A 17,712-nucleotide genomic window follows, 5' to 3' on the forward strand; every position below is an offset into this window, starting at 1 on the left:
TTTTAGTCTTCCTCTTGATATCGTTGGACTTTTTCAGTTAATCGAGGCAAGCAGCGATCAAACAAACTGCATCCCTTGCAGCGGGGTGAATAGACCGCCGGGGGCATTTTTCCCGTCTGGATCAGGGTTTCAACTGCTCGGATCGTAGCGATCGCCCGTTGCCGTAGAGCAAGATCGATCGCCACCGGTTGACGCTGGTGAGAACTGGCATAGTAGATATAGCCAGTATCTAGCCTTTTTCCCGTCATTTCTTCCAAACAGATGGCTTGAGCGCACACCTGCAACTCGTCGTTATCCCATTCGCCCTTACTGCCCCGTTTGTATTCCACGGGGATAAATTCGCCGTCGTGGGACTCGATCAGATCGGCTTTACCGATGAGACGGTAATTATCTGATTTAAGCCAGATCGCCCGAATTTGCCATATTTCCTCGCGGTTTCCCGCCCCAACGGTGTGAACTCGTTCGTGTAAATTTGTTCCCTCGATCGTGTAGCTATTATTAAGAAATTCCCCGGCGACGAACATCCGCCAACAACGGTGGGGACAGTAGGCGTAATGGTTGAGGGCGGCGATCGGTATGTAATCAGATTCATCCATAACTATCTTTTATCTTTAGAAATTCTGCGAGTCATCCCCATTCCCATCGTGGTTTTCCGTCCCACTCCTGCATAGAGGGCAAAGTCCGCCAGTGCATTAATCGCTTTAATCTTTGCGGGTTCCACCTCTCCCAAAAGACGATAGTGAATCTCGCCCACACAACCGATCGACTGGTTTTTATAGGCTTCATCGGTTAATTTCGTTTGAATATCGAAGAAACTGGGAAAAATCGACTCTAGGGCAATAGAATCGAAGGAGATACCGCTATAGCGATTCCAACGACTGAGAAGGCTATTAAACACCAGTTCCCGCGTCGGTAAGGCACTATCGAATTTTCCCTGCCGGAAGGTGACGGGGGTAGCGAAAAGGAAATCAAATTCCCGATTCGTTTCCGAGGCGTTTTCATACAGGTATTGATAAGTACAAGAGTTCGCCCAGGGTTGAACCGATTGCGGGGTGGCGAGGACACTGGTGATAACCAGATCGGCGGAACCGAGATGCCAGGGTTGTTTTGGATTGAGATTCAACCAGAGCGGGGTTAATTTACCGAATAATCGGTCATCGAGCAGAGAAATCCGCCACCAGCAGGGAGTTTCGGGCGCGATCTCCCGTTCGTGTCGCCAGCGTGGGAAATTTATTGTTTTTCTCCTGGACTGCATCTGTAGTGGCGATAAGGTAAAGGCTTTATCCGCATCCGATGCGTGTAGAATGTTCCCTAATTCCTGATCGACACTACTGACAAGGGTAAGGAATAGCGCATGAAGGTGTCGTCCGGTGAGAAAATTCGGATAGATCGGCGATCGGGGTGTGAGATTAAGAACGAGACTATAGGGCATTAACTTAATCGGGCCTTGGCAAAAATTTGTCCGGGGGTTAGGGTTAAATCGGGGAGGAGAATATCGCTCATCTCGTCATCGCCTTTTTTAATCGCCGGGGGTGCATCGGGATAGAAAATTGTGATCTGCTTGGCCTGGGGATCGACGATCCAGACGCGACTGACTCCCGCTTTTAGGTAGTCCACGGCTTTTTCGCTCAGGCTGCTGAAAGATTGTTCCGGAGAAATAATTTCGATGACTAATTCCGGGGGAACGGGACAAGCTTCATCGGTGAGGGTAATATCTCCTAACCTTTCTGGGGAAATGTAGAGGAGATCGGGAACGGGACACCAATCCCGATCGTTTTTGCTTAGGACGATCGCCCATTCGATTCCCACTTCTCCCCGTCCTTGATTCCAGCGATCGAGTAGGAGAAATAAAGCACCGGTTAAACGAGAATGAAAGAATTTCGGTGACATTTTCGGGATCGCTTCTCCATCGACTAATTCATAGGTAATATCGCCATCGGGAGGGGTTAGTGAGAGAAATTCCGGTAAAGTGAGGGATTTAGAAGAGATAAGAGTCATGGTATATAGTGTAGTGAACATATCCCGCGCCAGATAAAAATCAATCTTGTGTTAGAGCAGAAGTGTAGTTAATAACTACTGATCTATCCTTTGTGGGGTTATACTGAAGTCTTTCTTGATAGCCATTTGATCTCCATTTAATAAAAACTCCGGGCAAGTCTTTAAACCCTAATTCATGATCGTAGGAATAAGGCTCAAAAGAATCAGATATGGCTCCCTCCTGAACTGCACAGACTTTGATCACCAGTTCTTTACTGTATGCACATCCCCAATATTTTAAAGGTTCTAACTTATATCGAGTTTCTTCCTTGTCGTAAATCCATTCGTACACAGACACATTAGCGTATTGATTTGTGTAATTTCCTTCATTATTCTTTTTCAAGATTAAACGATCAATAGAGACTTGAATTTGAGGAGATTCTTTGACAATTTTTTCTAAACTATCACCCTGCTTACCGTCATCATATACCAAGGTAACGGATGGAGTCCAGCTACGGGTGATTACTAATCCTTTTTCATGAGCAGATTGACAAGTGAGATCGGCATTATAAACATAGTCTTGCAACAGGGAAAAAAGCTCAACAACTCGATAATCATCAATTGTCTGTTTTGTAGAAACACAATTCATGATCGCTTTCGGATCAAAGTTTTGATCGTGCAAACCCTTAAGAATTGTTTTATAATTCTCTAGTTCTGCCTCGCTTAAAGTATTAACAAATTCAGGAATATTATTGCCAATAACAATGATTTTTGCATCTTCAACATTACCTTTCCGATTGCAACGTCCCGCTCGTTGAATTAAACTTTCTGGGTTACACAGTTGAGTAATCAAACGGGTACTATTTAAATCACAACCAACTTCGATCGCACTGGTAGTAACCAGAATATAAGCTTGGTCATTTTCATCTCTCTCTTTTAATCTTTGATAAAGATTGGTTCGAGAATAATGGGAAGTTTTGGGAATATCTGACAAACGACCATGATAGAGAAACAAAAATTCTTTTTTTTCTGAAAATTTAATGTTTAATGTCTGTTTTATTTTTTCATAAATTGCTATCGCATCTTTAACAGTTTCTACAGAAACGATGATACGATGGCTTGGGTTAGAGTTCCATTCTTCAAGTGCTATTGAGGTCAACTTTTGTTGTAAATTTGTTGGTTCTTCGTAAAATTCAAACTGTTTTAAATTAGAATAGTCTTGCTTCAAAATTTGCTGATAAAAATTATTTAGCTTCTCTAGATTGTCCTGAACATCAATGTAATCGATCATGTTATCCGCAAGATAATCGAATCTTTCCAGATGATTTTGTGATAAAGTTGCCGTCATTAAAACAAGCGAGCATCCTGCTTCATACAAAGCTTTAACCAAACTGCAAAAGTTAGTAAACGAAATATCATCATAGGTATGAGCTTCATCAAAACAAATCAGTGTATTACCATGATAAATTCGATAGGGAAAGATGAATGATTTTTGCTTATCACCATAGCCAAAGTATCGATATATAAATTTATCAATCGTTGTTAAAATAATATCTCCTTTGTATAAATGTCTTCGAGAATTATTGCTAGATTTAACTTCTCCATCTAGATAAACATATCGATTCATTTCGGTTCCTGTATCTATCACCAAAGACACTTCACGTCCTTTGTGTAGGAGTGAAAATTGTTTTAAATATTTATCGCATCTCTGTTTTTGATCTTCTAACAAACTTCGTGCAGGTAGGGGTATAATCAGGCGAGGTCTATCTTCTTTTGTAGATAGCATAGCTAAAAAGGGAATAATAATCGCTTCAAATTTTCCCGCTCCTGTAGGAGCTTTAAGTATAAAAGCTGGATGCTGGTTTTTAACCATCGTTTGAAACACTTCCTCCTGCATTGGATTAGGTTGAAAATTCGCTAATTCTTCATACCACCAAAAAATTGCATTTTCTGATTTTTCTGATGGGGAATAAGTGTTTGAATTATCAGGTTTGATAATGGCAGTAATTGCTCTATCTTCACTGATTGTATGTTCGTTTTTTTTCCACCACTCTTTAACAAGAGTATTCAATTTACTTCCTAATTCTTTATCTTTTCGGTTTTCGTGTAATTGTTGGAGTTGATTTTTATCCTCGTCTGACAAGTTATATGTCCACGAACGAAAATTTAAAGTGATAGTTGGTTCTTTAAAAGGATAGGGATCGAGATAAAAAACACGGTGGTTGCTATCTTCGGATGTACCTTTAGTTATTGTAAAATCCATAAATGTGCGAGATTTTGCCTGTTCGTCGTCTCCAATGACACGACAAGCTAATTCCGCTTCAATTTGATCGCACATTTCCAAAATATAAAGTTCTTTGGCGTATTGTAAGGGGTCTTTAGAGAAAATCTTCTGATATTCAGTATCTTTTTTTAATTGATAGGTATCCTTGATAATTTCCTTAGTTGAATAGTCATGATGTCCTCTCGCTAGAGCCTGCACCCAAAGATTTTGTGGGTTATCTACTTTAAATCGATGCCCTTTAAATGAATAAGTATATTTTGTAAACTCTCCCTGTTTATTAGTTTCAACGCGAATCTTGAAAGTTTGTGGTTTAGCTTTGTCGTGTAAATTGATTCCTTCAATAACTCGTTCTAGAGAAAAGTTGCCATCTTGCCATTTTCTGGCTAATTGTCTAACATTACCTACATGATTACCCAGGGGTTGAAAAAGAATTTTATCAGGAGCAATTGTAGGTTCGCCTGGAAAAAACACGCGGCCGAATTTGAAAAAAGGTTGAGGGTTAGATTTAGACATTAATTGATTCTCTTTGTAAAAGTTCCACAAGTGCTACAGGAATCTGAAGATTTCCATCCGTATAGAAATCTAAAGTGGGTAAAGGATGGGCTTTTTCGGGATAGTAAGCGGCAACAAAGGGGATAAAACCATTAATAGGAGATCGCTCTGTATCGAACAATCCCTTATCTTCATCTTGAGTCTGATCTGCTGACCATTCATGACGATAGAGATTATAAATATCACAACGATTGATACAAGGATTTCGCTGTATTAAAGCTTCCATTGGAACAACAGTTGACGGGTGAGCGGAAAGAATCTTTCTTTGGAGTCGTATAGATTCAGATACCTCGTCAATCACCGCAAATCCTTCCTTACCAATTTTACATCCGACTCCTTGTAGGTTAGAAAATGCCTCTAGACTGGACTTAGATTCGCTTACAACATAGCCGATTAACTCCTCAGCGATAAAATATTCCCAAGTGTGTAACTGAAAGTTTTCTCGATCGCCATCAATGTATAGTCTAGAAAAAACATCATGGTTAAACGATCGAGTTCCTTTGCGATGAGTACGATGGACTCCAGACCATTTATCTAGGACTGGATAGGCTCCTAACGCTATATACTGACGAGGTAGGGTGAAATAAGGCGGATTTTCCTTGTTAATGCTGGTTTCAGGGATATCTAATCCCTCGCTTAACATTACTATCCGTCGGAGAAACCCAGAAAAAGTAGTCGGTGGGACGAAGGGATAAGTGGCGATATTGAGAATCGATCCAGGCAGTATGCGAAATGTCATCGCCGCCGTTGGGATAATCTTAAAGGTCAGGCAATACATGATTTATGCTTGTAAAACTGTATCGACGAATATTGCGGAGTATTCTTGCAATTTGGCTAACGCTTCATTGCCTATCCAGCGATCGAAGTGCGCTTCTTGAATATGATTAGTGAAATTAGTTTCAGGATACAGTGCCAAATAAAGGAAATCATTGATCGCCTTTTGCGGGTCGGTTTCCGAGGGAGAAACGATTGGACGCTTCCCTCTAGGAGATAAATATCTATCCAAAACCAGAAGCGGGGTACGATCGTCCGTTTCCGCGATAGCAATTCCTTTCGGATTTCCTGAACCTATGCGAGGTAATGAATCTAAGAAAGCATAAGCCACAGCTGAAAAGTCTTGATCGGTGATACTCAGAGCGTGGTTATAAACGGGATAGAGAATGCCGGGTTGATTGTATTCTCGTCTAAAAGGTGTGGGAGTTTCATCATTTCGATTGACCAATAAAGCGGGGTGCATTGCTCGTTGTTTTTCGACCGGGTAAATCTCTTGTATGGCAACACCTCCACCATGAGTTACCCGACCGATTAAAGTCCGTTTTCCTGGATCGAGTGCGCCAAATGTAGCACAAATCGGACAAGTGGGTTCAGCACAGGTTTTGGGAATTCCGCAGTTTTGTTTATCTCCTAGCAGTTCTCCACTTTTCACAGGAGACCATAGTAAACAACGTCGTTCAACTCCTCGCCGTTTGGTCGGAGAAATATAACATTTTTCAATTTCTTTACCATCTTTTGTACTCAGTTTAACGATTTCAACTAAGTTAACATTAACCTGTACTTCATGTCCTAGGTAAAGCTCTTGAGAGCCTTCGAGAATGGCATAAATATCAAAATGCAATCTAGGTTTATTAGCATCAGTCTTAGGTAGTCCAGTCGTCACTTTAGATTCGGTAGCCATCGTTATTTATCTCCTTTAGATGAAAGTTTACGAACCAATTCAGGAAACCGCGTATAAAGAGAAAGTTTGAGATTATAAGTTAAATTCTTCCACTCTTTTTCTTGTGCATAATTACCTACTTGATCAGGATTAGCAAAATAGGCATAAGATTTGGTGATGTCGTCAGCATAAAAAACAAGCCATTTTTTACCCGAATTATCAACTTCTTCTCTATTAGTGATTTCTAGCTTATTTTCTAGCATTTTTTTTGCTTGTTCGTAGATAAAGTAATTATCAGGATTGTGATATAGCCTTGCTTGAACACTAATTTTCTTTTCATCTCCTAATGTCGCATAATAACTAAAAGCAACAGGATCATCTACTTTTTCTATTAATTTACTTACCTCACGTTCTGCATCTTCTGGCTTCATTAATTTTTTAGCAGTACTTTCTAAAGATTGGGCAAAAGCGTAAGTTAATCCTGTCAATGCGGCCACGTCTTCATATAATTTTGCCCGTTTCCAAAGTGAATCGATAGTCATAGTTTCTCCTTGAATATCTTGGATGATGGTTTGCAAATATTGTTCCCTAACTCGTTCCAATAATAAACGGTCAGAAATACTGGAAGCTTTAAGTAATGTATAGTCTGCTAAGTAGGGTGAATCTTGTTGTACATAACGAATCGCATCTCCTAGTTTAAGGTTAATATCTTTCCCACTGACGATAATTGATTGATCATAACCTTCTATCAAACCTTTAATAAATATTAATTGACGGCTTACTAAAACTTTTTCTGTTCTTTGAAGCTGAAGAACAAATTTAAAATCTTTAATAACCTCTAAGGGAAAAATCGAGGCAACTTTTGCTAAAGCATATTGAAACTGTCCTAGTTTTTTTGAAGCGGTATCTCCTGTGATTGTTTTTTCAGAAGTTAGGGCAATGTAACAACCCGAAGATAAATGTACTTCTTTATTGGTTAGCATTCGCAAGTAGTCTTTGATTTTAACTTTCGTTACACCTCTATCATCTTGAGATTCAAGTCGTAAGATAATACTATCATCCGTTACTTTTAAGGGGGAGGCAAACGATAATACAGAACAAGAAGAGCAAATGAAAGGTCTATCTTCACTAGAGGATGATTGACGACGTTGAGACGGTCGCTCGAACATAAATCTAGCTACTCTCCATCGCACAGTTTTAGCATCTAAAGTTACTCCGCAAGAGTAACAAAAATCTTTACCATCGTCTCCCGCTGTCCTTGCTGCTAAAATTTTTGGGTTAATCGTTAAAAGCGGTTCTGGAATGGTTTCGAGTTTTGGATTTTCTAACAAACGATACATCTCTAATATACATTGAGTGAAAATATCGCCACGAGTCGAGTTAATTTGTTCTGTGGCAGTTTTGTTAAAAGATTTAGCGATCGCCTGAATTGGCTTCAATAGATCTGTTTGTTTTTGTTTTTCTATAAACTCAAACGGATTTCCGTCTGATTCTTCTAGAAATCTCTGCTTCTCCTCGATCGAATCTTCCTGAAAAATAATTTGTGACTCTATTTTATCCTTTTGCTTCTGTAATTTGCTAACTTGAGCTTTTGACAAACCAGTTTTTCCTAACTGCTCATCAAGGTTTCTTCTTTCATGATAAATAGCTCGTTGCTCATCTAATAATTTAGACAAAACTTTCTGAAAATAATCTCTATATTTATTAAACTCTTTAGCTTGCATTTCCTGCTTGCTTTTTAGCTTCTTTTCAGTGGACTCTAAATCTTTCGAGTTAAGTTCTTCGGATTTAATTTGCTCAATAAGTTGAACGATCTCAGTCTCACGCTTCTCTTGGCGATCCTTTACTTGCTCGAAAATAGCTAAATAAAAAGCCGCTAACACCTTGGCTTGATCTCTGGTAATTATCGGAATTTCTAGGGTGCTAAAACCTCGTCCCGCTAAGGGAACACTTTTTAGCATTGTGATAAAAGTTTGCATTAATCCTGATAGCTGATATTGAAAATCACCATAGATAGAAAAAATAACTTTCGTGATAAATTCTATCCAAAGCTCCTCTATATTATGTGATTGTTGAGTTTGTGGAATAAAAATCTGCACATGGTAATTACTTTCATGCAGGGAAACAATCTGATATTTTTTTTGCAAAAACTCTAAAAACCGATCAATCGTGCTTTCATGAGTTAATTTTGCTTGTAGCTCTCCCGGTGACGGTGATTTGTACACAAGCTGTATTTCACCTATCTCTCGTTCTCGATAAAAAACTTGATTCCCTTGAAACGTGGGTTTAATGAACTCGCTTTCTTTTTGAGGTTGAGAAAGTCGTAACTGTCTAACCAATTTAGGACAATCAAAAGTTTTGGCGATCGCTATCGCTCTTGGATCGTCAGCTAAAGCGGAAATCAATGTCGAGTCGGTTTGAGCGATCGCATTTGCGGTCAAAGCACTCAATAAGATAGTAATTTCAAGTTCGCTAATTTCTTCCGAAGTCGTAACCGCTTTTGTATCTTGCTCTGGAGAAACATTCTCGAAAAGTGAAAGTTGTTTAATCGACATAGTGCTGTCCTTCCTTGATTTCTTGTCTTGAGGGAGTAGGCTGAAAAGTGCCTACTTCCGCTCTCTAGAGGCGTTATTGCCAGGATTCTAGGTTAAATCAGCGAAAATTCTGACTTCGCCTTCAGAATCCAAGACTGGAGACTGCCTCAGTTCTTTGATTTGGCACTGAAGAAGCTCGATTTGGTCTTGAATAATTTCGATTTGCTGGTGAATATCGTCAACATTAGGCATTACTGACCTCCCTTGTATTTTTATTGACGTGGGTATCCATCTGGGGTCAGCTTTGCTATAATGCAAGTACAGAAATTTTTGTATAGATAGCCGACCCCAAAACGGCTTCTTTTAATATAGATCACTGTTCACGTCGTTACAAGTGCGAGGCTAAAAAAGCCAATTATTCTCTTAAGCATATCATGGTAAGATAATCGATCACTGAACCCCTGATACTAAGAGGGATTGAAACGTCACGAGTGGTGAGGCTACTGTTTAGCCTTTTCATCGAATCCCTATTAGGGATTGAAGCCAGACAGGGCAATATGCGATCTTTGTCTATGAGGTTGTCCATGCTACTCTGTCTTTTTTTGTTCACTCCAAATATCTGCCGTTTTAGATCGCCCGAACTCCCCACAACGATGTGGCGGTGACACCATATCGTCAGTGGTATATCCTCCTCATTTCCTCTTACCATAGCTTTTTGAGATCATTTATCATTACAATATAGGCATCGTAGCACAAATATTCTAAAACTACAAGTACATTTTCAGGTGAACCGCAAAAAAGAAACAATTACACTGTCAATCCCTCCCGGCACGAAGGAGAAGCTAGAGGCGATCGCCCGACACTTTAACATCTTTTGGGGGAAAAGTCCTAGTCCGTCAGGTCTAATCGCCGCCATCGCCGAAGGAGAACTGGAGATCGGTGAATCTTTTACCCTCTCGACGAAGCAGGTCGAAGCGATTAAGGAAGCGATCAACCGTCTGGTGCGATCGGGTCACATCAAACAGGCCCAGACTCTTTCTAATTTTCTTTTAGAAAAGGGAAATCTCTCCCCTCAAGAGCGTCGGGAGATTTCCGAACAGGTGAGTCAGTACGATCGCGATTGGCGGCTCGCGGTGGAGAGCTATATCCATGACAGGCAAGCTTTTCGGGTAATGTACAAAGATTCTCAGGGACAGACCCTAGAATTTACTGTTCGCTCTGCCGAGATCATGTTTCGGGAAAAAGAATTCTATCTGGATATCTGGTGTGAGGAAACTGAGGGACTGTCAGAAGAAGATAAAAGAGACTTTCCCGAACTTGTTCACAATCGCTGTCTTAAATTCTCTCGTATTCAAAGCCTGATCCCGATCGAAGAACCATGGCGAGACAGTCTCGATTTTATAAAAGTACAATTACAATTAGAAAAAGACCTCGTGAAGGCTTATGAAAGGAAGGCAAGGGATATCGACGACCGAGAGGTAAACGGAAAAAGGATTATAACCCGTAAAGTCTCTAGTCATTTTTGGTTAATTCGGGAGATTTTACCCTATGGAGATCGCTGTATTGTACTTACACCAGAGCCATTACGCAACCGGATCAAACAAATGTTATTAAATCTTCATCAACAATACGAATCGGGGTAAAATGTGCGATCACTGGTCACAAGAATCGGTTATATAGCGGTATGCACTTGCATGAGGTACAATAGAAGAGGACAATAAATTATAGACCTAGGCAGGAGCCACGACCCGATGAAGCCCTATTCTTTAGACTTGCGACAAAAGATCATCGAGACCTACGAGGAGAATAACCTCTCACAACGTGAGTTAGCCAAAAGATTTAGAGTAACTTTAAGCTTTATCCAGAAACTAATCAAGCAGTGGCGTGAAACAGGAAATCTAAATCCCCGACCGCATGGTGGAGGACAAAAACTCAAGCTTAAGAGCGACGAAATTATCTTGCTGGGCGATTTAGTCCAAGAAAAGAAAGATGCCACCTTAGACGAGTTAAGAAAACAAATTGAGGAAAAAACACAGACGGTGGTGAGTAACTCAACAATCAGTAGAATTTTAAAACGGCTAAATTTAACTCAAAAAAAAAAGCTTACACGCTAGGGAAAGAGACACGGAAAGAGTGCAAAAATTAAGAGAAGAATATTGGGAGAAAATCCGAGATGTTAGAGCGGAAGATTTGGTTTTCGTTGACGAGTCTGGCTCTAATCTAGGGATGACAAGACTTTATGGCAGGGCTGAAAAAGGTCAGAGAGTGTATGATTCAGTTCCGTTAAACCGAGGAAAAAACGTCACGATAATTGGAGCGATAGCGCTCAAAGGCTTGCTGGCTTTTATCAATGTATTTGGAGCCGCAAATGGTTTAATATTTGAAGCATTTATTGCTACATTATTAGTTCCAAACTTGTGGAAAGGAGCTTGTGTATTAATGGATAATGCTTCGATTCATCAAAAAGAAACCCTCGAACCAATTCTTCAAGAAGTCGGTGCTAGACTGAAGTTTTTACCTCCCTATTCTCCCGATTTTTCTCCCATTGAAAACTGTTGGTCGAAAGTGAAAATACTGATTCGTTCTATGTCACCTCGTACCTATGCTGATCTAGAAAAAGCGATCGTTCAAGCCTTTAGTCAGATTACATTGCGAGACATCCATCACTGGTTTACCCATTGTTGCTATTGCGATACCCCTTTTAAAGAGCCTACCTAGTCATCCATGCTGTACCTCATTCAACTGAAACCCGCTATATCTCGACAAAATACTCTAGAACAAGGATGATGGTATGTGATATAATTTGCTCTTGCTTTCAACTACATATTTAAGTAATTTTGTCAAGAAAATGAGCGAATTAAAATCCCAAATCACAGCTATTGATAATCAACTTTCCAAACGTCCGATCGCTCTCGATCCCGCAGGATATTTTATTATTTATCTAGACCGAGAAGCAGGGTTAATCTGTGCCAAACATTACAGCAATATTATCAACGAAAAAGGTTTAGCCGTCGATCCAGAAACGGGAAAAGTTATCGGTGTTAGGCAAAAACTTGATCGTAATCCTGAGACTATTTACACCGCCAGAACTGCCAAAGAATTAGCCGTCAAAGTGATCGAAGAAACCCAACCTTGTCCGATTACTATGTTCGATCATGCTGCTTATTTAGGTCGAGAATTTACCCGCGCTGAATACGCTTTAATCACCGGGGAAGAATATATTCAGGATTAAAGATTGGGCTTTTCAGTGTTGCCAAAGGCACGGCGTAGCCGTCCAGTAAACAGTAATACTAAATCCGTTGAGTATAGGCTACATATCAGGACAGGCAAAAGGCAATAGGCAATAGGCAAAAGGAGCAATAGATAATCAGTTTTTAATAACCAGATTTAGTATAAACAGTGAACAGTAATCAGTAATCAGGGATAAAGATGAAGATAAATAAATAAATAACTTAAAACTTACATCTGATAACTTAAAACTTACATCTGATAACTGATAACTGATAACTGATAACTGTTAAACCGTGCCTTTAAATAAACCTTGGGGACGGAATAATAACAGCAAGATCATAATTAATAAAGCCACGGCTAATTTATAATCAGAACCAATTAAGGGGACACTAATTTCTTGGGCAACACCAATAATTAAAGCACCAGCAATCGCTCCGTAGGGATTACCAATACCACCTAAAATCACGGACGCAAACATGGGTAAGATTAAAAACCAGCCCATATTGGGACGTACTCCCCCGGTAATTAATCCGAACATCCCTCCGGCTAAAGCAGTTAAAACTCCCGTGATTATCCATGTCCAGAAAACAACCCATTCGACGTTAATTCCGGTTACTCTAGCTAAATCGGTGCTGTCAGCTACGGCACGCATCGCCTTACCGATTTTGGTTTTTTGTAATAACAAATGGAGGGCAATAATAACTATAATTGCCAAACCAATGACTAACAAACGATCAAAAGCTACTTTAATCCCCAAAATTTCTGTAGCGGGCATCACAGGCAGATCGTAGCGTTGATTACTGCCGCCCCAAATCATTAAAATACCATTGCGAAGAAATAAAGCCAAACCGATCGAAATAATAATTAAAGTGGTAGAATCAGCCCGTCGATCGCGCATAGGTTTCCACAATAATCTCTCGGCAACGAGCATAGCAATAGCTGTCACTGCTGCCCCCACCAGCATCGCTAACCAGAGATTAATCCCTTGAGCATTTACCACCCAAGTTATGTAAGCACCCAAAGTCATAAAATCGCCGTGGGCAAAATTAGACAGACGCAAAATGCCACAGGTAAGGGTTAACCCGACGGCAGCCAGAGCAATAATACTGCCGACGGCTAAACCATTGAATAAAAGTTGCGGTGTATCCATCAAACCTCTTGTATAAATCAGAAATTGTCCTTAGAAATAGGAGTCAGGAGAGAGAAAATTAATTAACTTTTGTCTTTTACTTTATTTAACTGAAAGCTGAGGGCCTGTGGCTTAAATATTTTTGTTTAGACCAAATTGCATGGCAGTATAAGCCTAGACAGCCATTATAAAGGTTTGTGTGCCAGCAATTTCTCGCGGCCGGTGAAAAGCTGACGGCTGATGACTTACTGCTATAAAATCAAGAATGCCCACTGATGGAATTTTCCGCCAATGAAGACTATCTTTCGACTAGCGATCGCTTTTTTTGTCCTACTATTTATCCTATCTCCTGTCAATGCCTTAGCTGCCAGTTCTGCTGCTGTCACAGGAGCTAATGCCAGTTATGAAAACCAGAATCTGACAGGAAAGGATTTTTCGGGACAAAATTTGCAATCTGCCCAATTTACTAACGTTAATCTGCAAGATTCTAACTTTAGCTCTGCCGATTTGCGCGGGGCGGTGTTTAACGGAGCCTCTATCATCGAAGGCAACTTTCATGGAGCGGACTTAACCAATGGATTAGCCTATCTGAGTACCTTTAAAAATTCCGATTTAAGCGATGCCATTTTTGCCGAGGCAATTATGCTGCGTACCATTTTCGAGGGAGTCAATATCAACGGTGCTGATTTTAGTTTTGCCGTGCTTGACGCTCAACAAATCAAAAATCTCTGTGAAAGAGCCGAGGGTGTCAACTCAAAAACCGGCATCTCTACCCCGGAATCTTTAGGATGTGATCAATGATGCACACAAGGGTTGGTGTTATTGGTGGTGGACAATTAGCATGGATGATGGCACAGGAAGCCAAGAAATTAGGCATTTCTCTAATTGTACAAACACCACACCCCGACGATCCCGCCGTTGCTTTAGCTGACGGGGTTGTCTTCGCAGAAATAGCTGACGTGGAAGGCACAAAAAAACTAGCTCAACATTGTGATCTGATCACTTTTGAAAATGAGTTTGTTAATTTAGATGCCCTAGAAGAATTAGAGGCCACAGGAGTTAAATTCTATCCTAGTTTGGCAAATCTGCGCCCCCTATTGGATAAATACGAGCAAAGATGTTATTTACGCTCCCTAGGGTTGCCTGTGCCTGATTTTTGGGCGATAGATAATTTATCCCAACTAGAAAATTATCCTTTTCCGCTAGTGCTGAAAGCGCGACGACACGGTTATGATGGTCAAGGAACCTTTATTATCCGCACTCCTGAAGAATTAAACGCCAAAAAGCCGCAATTAGAGCGTCTTGACTTGATGTTAGAAGCTTATATTCCCTACGAGCGCGAATTAGCCATCGTTGCCGCTAGGGGATTAACCGGGGAAATCGTCACCTATCCCGTGGTGGAAACCTATCAAGAGGAGCAAGTCTGTCGCTGGGTGATTGCTCCCGCCGCTCTTAACCAATCTTTACAGGCTCAAACCGAATCTATCGCCCATCATCTGTTAAGTAGTTTGTCGGCGGTGGGTGTTTTCGGAATCGAATTATTTGTCACTCCGCAGGGAGAGGTATTGATTAATGAAATCGCTCCCCGTACCCATAATTCGGGTCATTACAGCCTCTCTGCCTGTCTTACCTCCCAATTTGCCCTACAACTGCAAGCAGTGGCTAATTTGCCCCTCGGAGCCACGGACTTAAAATCTGCTGGGGCAGTTATGGTTAATTTATTGGGTTTTGAGGATAGTGACGGCGATTATGGGGAAAAAAGAGCAGTTTTAGCGGCAATTCCAGACGCTCACGTTTTTTGGTACGGTAAAAAATCCCGTCCCGGTCGAAAATTAGGCCATGTCACCCTCTTAAGGGATACAAGCGATCGCTCTGAGTTATTGGCCCTAGCAAAGCAGATAGAAAAGCTTTGGTATGGTTGTTAGGGAATTATGAATTATGAATTATGAATTATGAATTGGGGAGTGGGGAGTATTTTCAGTAAACAGTAAACAGTAAACAGTGAACTGATAACTGATAACTGATAACTGATAACTGATAACTGATTCAGTAAACCCTAATTAAAAGACCTTTTTGATTGCCTCGGCCAGTTTTTGACTAATTAACTCGTTACCGTCTCGACTAAGATGAATATTATCGCGATAGAGGGAATCAGGAGTAGGATGAGCTTGAAAAATGGGCAGAAAATCTAGATAAAAAATCTGCTGGTTGCTGGTGAAATCCGCTAGTCTTTGACGGGCCTTTAATTCATAATCTCGCCCCTGTTTTTGAGCTTCGCGAATGAGGGGGGTAATAGCGATAATTAAACGGGCTTGATGAGCCTGAGCAAGGGCTTGAATTTGAGCCAGAGCGGTTAAATTATTGCCCACTCGATCGCCCCCTTCTCGCACCGGTGGCAAGGGAGGATAACGCTTAAAATATCGATCGTACAACTCGATTAAAGCTAAAGCCGGCCGGCGAGCGGGATAATTAATTTCTCGTCCCACCACCGCCGAACTAGGAGCTAAAGCGAACAGATCATCGGTGTTCATTAATAACACGATCACCTGGGATTCAAAGGTGCCGAAACGTCTTAGATAGGCCGATTGATTGCGCGGTCCCCAAGAATTAGCCGAAGCATTGAGAACTTCCACCGAACCCGTCAGATTTTGGCCTAAATTTTTGGTGATTAAAGCAGCAATGGTCTCTTTTTGATCTGTCCACCAGGAGCCATTAGCGATCGAATCACCGATTAACATTATTCTCGTCGTCTCCGGGGGCCGTTGGGGTGTAATCGGATCGCTCCGCATCGAATACTGATTAACGGCGATAAAATTGGAAAACCGGCGCGTTTGTTGATTAGGAGCCAAAAGATAGCCAATTTCGGCATCAGCTTTGTAAATAAGCGGATTACCGAACCCGAAGACAATTCTTAAAATAGCCTCAAGGAGAAGGCCAAGGGCGAAAAGAACGCCTAGAATGATTAAAGACAGCCGAATGATACCAATTTCTAATAACACGGATAGATGAGAGTTCGCTAATTTTTGACATCCTCACCGCCGTAAACGGACGGTGATTCCCAAACCTCACGATTTGAGTTTCTGCTTCTTTCCCGAAGGATTTTTCGCACCTGCCTTAACAGATTTACTCTGTTCTGGTCATCAGGTCGCTCTACAGACTGACACCGCAAGCCCTGCGGCCAAAATATTTTTACTGGCGTTAATATCTCGGTCATGGTGAGTCCCACAGTCTGGACAGTCCCATTCTCGAATATTTAACGGCATTTTTTCAGCAATATACCCGCAATTACTACACCTTTTAGAGCTAGGAAACCATCTATCTATTTCGATGTAATTTCTCCCATACCAACGGCATTTATAGGCTAATTGTCGGGTAATTTCTCCCCAACTAACGTCAGATATTGCCTGAGATAATTTAGGGTTTTTGACCATATTCTTGACGGCTAAATTCTCAACCACAATCGTTTGATTTTCACGAACTAATTGAGTGGTTAGCTTATGTAAATGGTCTTTTCTGTTATCAGTAATTTGAGCGTGAATCTTGGCTACTTTGATTCTTGCCTTTTCCCGATTTTTTGACCCTTTCTGTTTTCGAGAAAGATTTTTCTATGCTCTTCGCAACCTCTGATAATGTTTCTTAAAATGCTTAGAATTAGATACTTTATCGCCGTCGCTGGTAATCACAATGCTACTAATTCCTAAGTCAATTCCAATGGCTTTATCTGTTACTGGTAATGGCTTAATTGTTGGGTCATCAAATCTTATTGAGATATGCCAACGTCCAGAAGGATGTAATCTGACTGTTACTGTGCTTGGTTCACATCCGTCTGGTATTTGTCTTGACCATCGAATAGGTAAAGGTTCTGTGCATTTAGCTAAATAGATTTGTCTGTCTTTAAATTTAAAAGCAGATTTGGTAAATTCGGCACTTCCTCCCTGATGTTTTTTCTTAAAGTTAGGATACTTAGTACGACCAGAAAAGAAATTGTTAAAAGCTGTTTGTAGGTGTCTTAACCCTTGTTGTAAAGGTACACAGCTAACTTCGTTTAAAAAGTCTAATTCTTCTTGTTTTTTCCAATCGGTCAACATTGAAGAAGTTTGAGCATAGCCTACTCTTTCTTGCTTTTCGTACCAAGCTTGTGTTCGTTCGTGGAGAGCTTTATTGTAAACCAATCTTACACATCCCAAAGTGCGCCGCAATAGCGACTCTTGTTCGGGTGTTGGGTAAAATCGGTAAGAATAGGCTTTTTCCATGTCTTATATTTTAGCATATATTTCGTAAATGTGCTAATATTTAACAGCAAAGCCGCCGTAAAACGGCGGGGTTTCAGACCCAAATTTTCGATGAAAAG

The 17,712-nt window shown here is 40.7% G+C and carries 16 protein-coding genes and 1 pseudogene; 6 read left to right on the plus strand and 11 right to left on the minus strand.

All coding sequences use genetic code 11. The features are described 5' to 3' along the window. Positions 1–2 precede the first annotated feature (2 nt). The 8 genes from cas4 to myaer_RS21410 form a co-directional block, all read right to left on the minus strand. Positions 3–596, minus strand: a complete 594-nt coding sequence (cas4, locus tag myaer_RS17805; protein ID WP_046663052.1) for a CRISPR-associated protein Cas4 — start codon at positions 594–596, stop codon at positions 3–5. Positions 597–598: 2 nt separating this feature from the next. Next, complete coding sequence (gene cas6 / locus myaer_RS17810; RefSeq protein WP_046663053.1) at positions 599–1,432, minus strand: CRISPR-associated endoribonuclease Cas6; 834 nt, start codon at positions 1,430–1,432, stop codon at positions 599–601. Then, on the minus strand, positions 1,432–1,998 hold the full coding sequence (locus myaer_RS17815; RefSeq protein ID WP_046663054.1) for a Uma2 family endonuclease: 567 nt from the start codon (positions 1,996–1,998) through the stop codon (positions 1,432–1,434). Before myaer_RS17815 ends, cas6 begins: the two co-directional genes overlap by 1 nt. Before the next feature lie 40 nt (positions 1,999–2,038). Next, on the minus strand, positions 2,039–4,774 hold the full coding sequence (gene cas3 / locus myaer_RS17820) for a CRISPR-associated helicase Cas3' (protein ID WP_046663055.1): 2,736 nt from the start codon (positions 4,772–4,774) through the stop codon (positions 2,039–2,041). Next, the gene (locus tag myaer_RS17825; protein ID WP_046663056.1) at positions 4,767–5,591 is read right to left on the minus strand and encodes a hypothetical protein; all 825 of its coding nucleotides are present in this window, start codon (positions 5,589–5,591) and stop codon (positions 4,767–4,769) included. The genes cas3 and myaer_RS17825 overlap by 8 nt, the downstream gene beginning before the upstream one ends. A 3-nt stretch (positions 5,592–5,594) precedes the next feature. Further along, the gene (locus myaer_RS17830) at positions 5,595–6,488 is read right to left on the minus strand and encodes a hypothetical protein (RefSeq protein WP_012266052.1); all 894 of its coding nucleotides are present in this window, start codon (positions 6,486–6,488) and stop codon (positions 5,595–5,597) included. Between the two features lie 2 nt (positions 6,489–6,490). Beyond that, positions 6,491–9,022: a hypothetical protein gene (locus myaer_RS17835; protein ID WP_046663057.1), complete on the minus strand. Its 2,532-nt coding sequence runs from the start codon at positions 9,020–9,022 to the stop codon at positions 6,491–6,493. Between the two features lie 87 nt (positions 9,023–9,109). Then, positions 9,110–9,253 (minus strand): hypothetical protein, encoded by a 144-nt coding sequence (locus myaer_RS21410; RefSeq protein ID WP_158524813.1) that lies wholly within the window; start codon positions 9,251–9,253, stop codon positions 9,110–9,112. Positions 9,254–9,786: 533 nt separating this feature from the next. Between myaer_RS21410 and myaer_RS17845 the strand changes: the two genes are divergently transcribed. The 4 genes from myaer_RS17845 (at position 9,787) to myaer_RS17855 (ending at position 12,233) form a co-directional block, all read left to right on the plus strand. Then, positions 9,787–10,644: a helix-turn-helix transcriptional regulator gene (locus myaer_RS17845; RefSeq protein ID WP_046663059.1), complete on the plus strand. Its 858-nt coding sequence runs from the start codon at positions 9,787–9,789 to the stop codon at positions 10,642–10,644. A 108-nt stretch (positions 10,645–10,752) separates the two neighbouring features. After that, on the plus strand, positions 10,753–11,115 hold the full coding sequence (locus tag myaer_RS21745) for a helix-turn-helix domain-containing protein (protein ID WP_046663060.1): 363 nt from the start codon (positions 10,753–10,755) through the stop codon (positions 11,113–11,115). A 19-nt stretch (positions 11,116–11,134) separates the two neighbouring features. Further along, positions 11,135–11,719, plus strand: a complete 585-nt coding sequence (locus myaer_RS21750; protein ID WP_046663061.1) for an IS630 family transposase — start codon at positions 11,135–11,137, stop codon at positions 11,717–11,719. A gap of 130 nt (positions 11,720–11,849) precedes the next feature. Beyond that, positions 11,850–12,233 carry a DUF4346 domain-containing protein gene (locus myaer_RS17855; protein ID WP_008197426.1) on the plus strand — a complete coding sequence of 128 codons (384 nt, stop codon included), beginning with the start codon at positions 11,850–11,852 and terminating at the stop codon, positions 12,231–12,233. Positions 12,234–12,518: 285 nt separating this feature from the next. Here the strand turns inward: myaer_RS17855 and myaer_RS17860 are convergent, their stop codons facing one another. Continuing rightward, the gene (locus tag myaer_RS17860; RefSeq protein WP_046663062.1) at positions 12,519–13,382 is read right to left on the minus strand and encodes a branched-chain amino acid ABC transporter permease; all 864 of its coding nucleotides are present in this window, start codon (positions 13,380–13,382) and stop codon (positions 12,519–12,521) included. A gap of 270 nt (positions 13,383–13,652) precedes the next feature. On the opposite strand from myaer_RS17860, the gene myaer_RS17865 reads away from it, so the two are divergent. Together myaer_RS17865 and myaer_RS17870 are read left to right on the plus strand one after the other, a co-directional pair. After that, entirely contained in the window at positions 13,653–14,162 is a 510-nt protein-coding gene (locus tag myaer_RS17865; protein ID WP_046663063.1) for a pentapeptide repeat-containing protein, read from the plus strand. Further along, positions 14,159–15,286, plus strand: coding sequence for a 5-(carboxyamino)imidazole ribonucleotide synthase (locus myaer_RS17870; RefSeq protein WP_046663064.1), 1,128 nt, complete (start codon positions 14,159–14,161; stop codon positions 15,284–15,286). Before myaer_RS17865 ends, myaer_RS17870 begins: the two co-directional genes overlap by 4 nt. A 135-nt stretch (positions 15,287–15,421) precedes the next feature. Here the strand turns inward: myaer_RS17870 and myaer_RS17875 are convergent, their stop codons facing one another. Continuing rightward, positions 15,422–16,360, minus strand: coding sequence for an SGNH/GDSL hydrolase family protein (locus myaer_RS17875; protein ID WP_046663065.1), 939 nt, complete (start codon positions 16,358–16,360; stop codon positions 15,422–15,424). 66 nt (positions 16,361–16,426) lie between these two features. Then, positions 16,427–17,614 (minus strand): annotated as a pseudogene (locus myaer_RS17880) (RNA-guided endonuclease InsQ/TnpB family protein). Between the last annotated feature and the right edge of the window lie 98 nt (positions 17,615–17,712).

It is taken from the genome of Microcystis aeruginosa NIES-2549 (assembly GCF_000981785.2).
GTDB lineage: Bacteria > Cyanobacteriota > Cyanobacteriia > Cyanobacteriales > Microcystaceae > Microcystis > Microcystis aeruginosa_C.

What these genes read in the sequence shown, in the direction of transcription:
- cas4 (WP_046663052.1), bottom strand. Translation starts at nt 596, where the DNA reads ATGGATGAATCTGATTACATACCGATCGCCGCCCTCAACCATTACGCC.
- cas6 (WP_046663053.1), bottom strand. Translation starts at nt 1,432, where the DNA reads ATGCCCTATAGTCTCGTTCTTAATCTCACACCCCGATCGCCGATCTAT.
- myaer_RS17815 (WP_046663054.1), bottom strand. Translation starts at nt 1,998, where the DNA reads ATGACTCTTATCTCTTCTAAATCCCTCACTTTACCGGAATTTCTCTCA.
- cas3 (WP_046663055.1), bottom strand. Translation starts at nt 4,774, where the DNA reads ATGTCTAAATCTAACCCTCAACCTTTTTTCAAATTCGGCCGCGTGTTT.
- myaer_RS17825 (WP_046663056.1), bottom strand. Translation starts at nt 5,591, where the DNA reads ATGTATTGCCTGACCTTTAAGATTATCCCAACGGCGGCGATGACATTT.
- myaer_RS17830 (WP_012266052.1), bottom strand. Translation starts at nt 6,488, where the DNA reads ATGGCTACCGAATCTAAAGTGACGACTGGACTACCTAAGACTGATGCT.
- myaer_RS17835 (WP_046663057.1), bottom strand. Translation starts at nt 9,022, where the DNA reads ATGTCGATTAAACAACTTTCACTTTTCGAGAATGTTTCTCCAGAGCAA.
- myaer_RS21410 (WP_158524813.1), bottom strand. Translation starts at nt 9,253, where the DNA reads ATGCCTAATGTTGACGATATTCACCAGCAAATCGAAATTATTCAAGAC.
- myaer_RS21745 (WP_046663060.1), top strand. Translation starts at nt 10,753, where the DNA reads ATGAAGCCCTATTCTTTAGACTTGCGACAAAAGATCATCGAGACCTAC.
- myaer_RS17855 (WP_008197426.1), top strand. Translation starts at nt 11,850, where the DNA reads ATGAGCGAATTAAAATCCCAAATCACAGCTATTGATAATCAACTTTCC.
- myaer_RS17860 (WP_046663062.1), bottom strand. Translation starts at nt 13,382, where the DNA reads ATGGATACACCGCAACTTTTATTCAATGGTTTAGCCGTCGGCAGTATT.
- myaer_RS17865 (WP_046663063.1), top strand. Translation starts at nt 13,653, where the DNA reads ATGAAGACTATCTTTCGACTAGCGATCGCTTTTTTTGTCCTACTATTT.
- myaer_RS17870 (WP_046663064.1), top strand. Translation starts at nt 14,159, where the DNA reads ATGATGCACACAAGGGTTGGTGTTATTGGTGGTGGACAATTAGCATGG.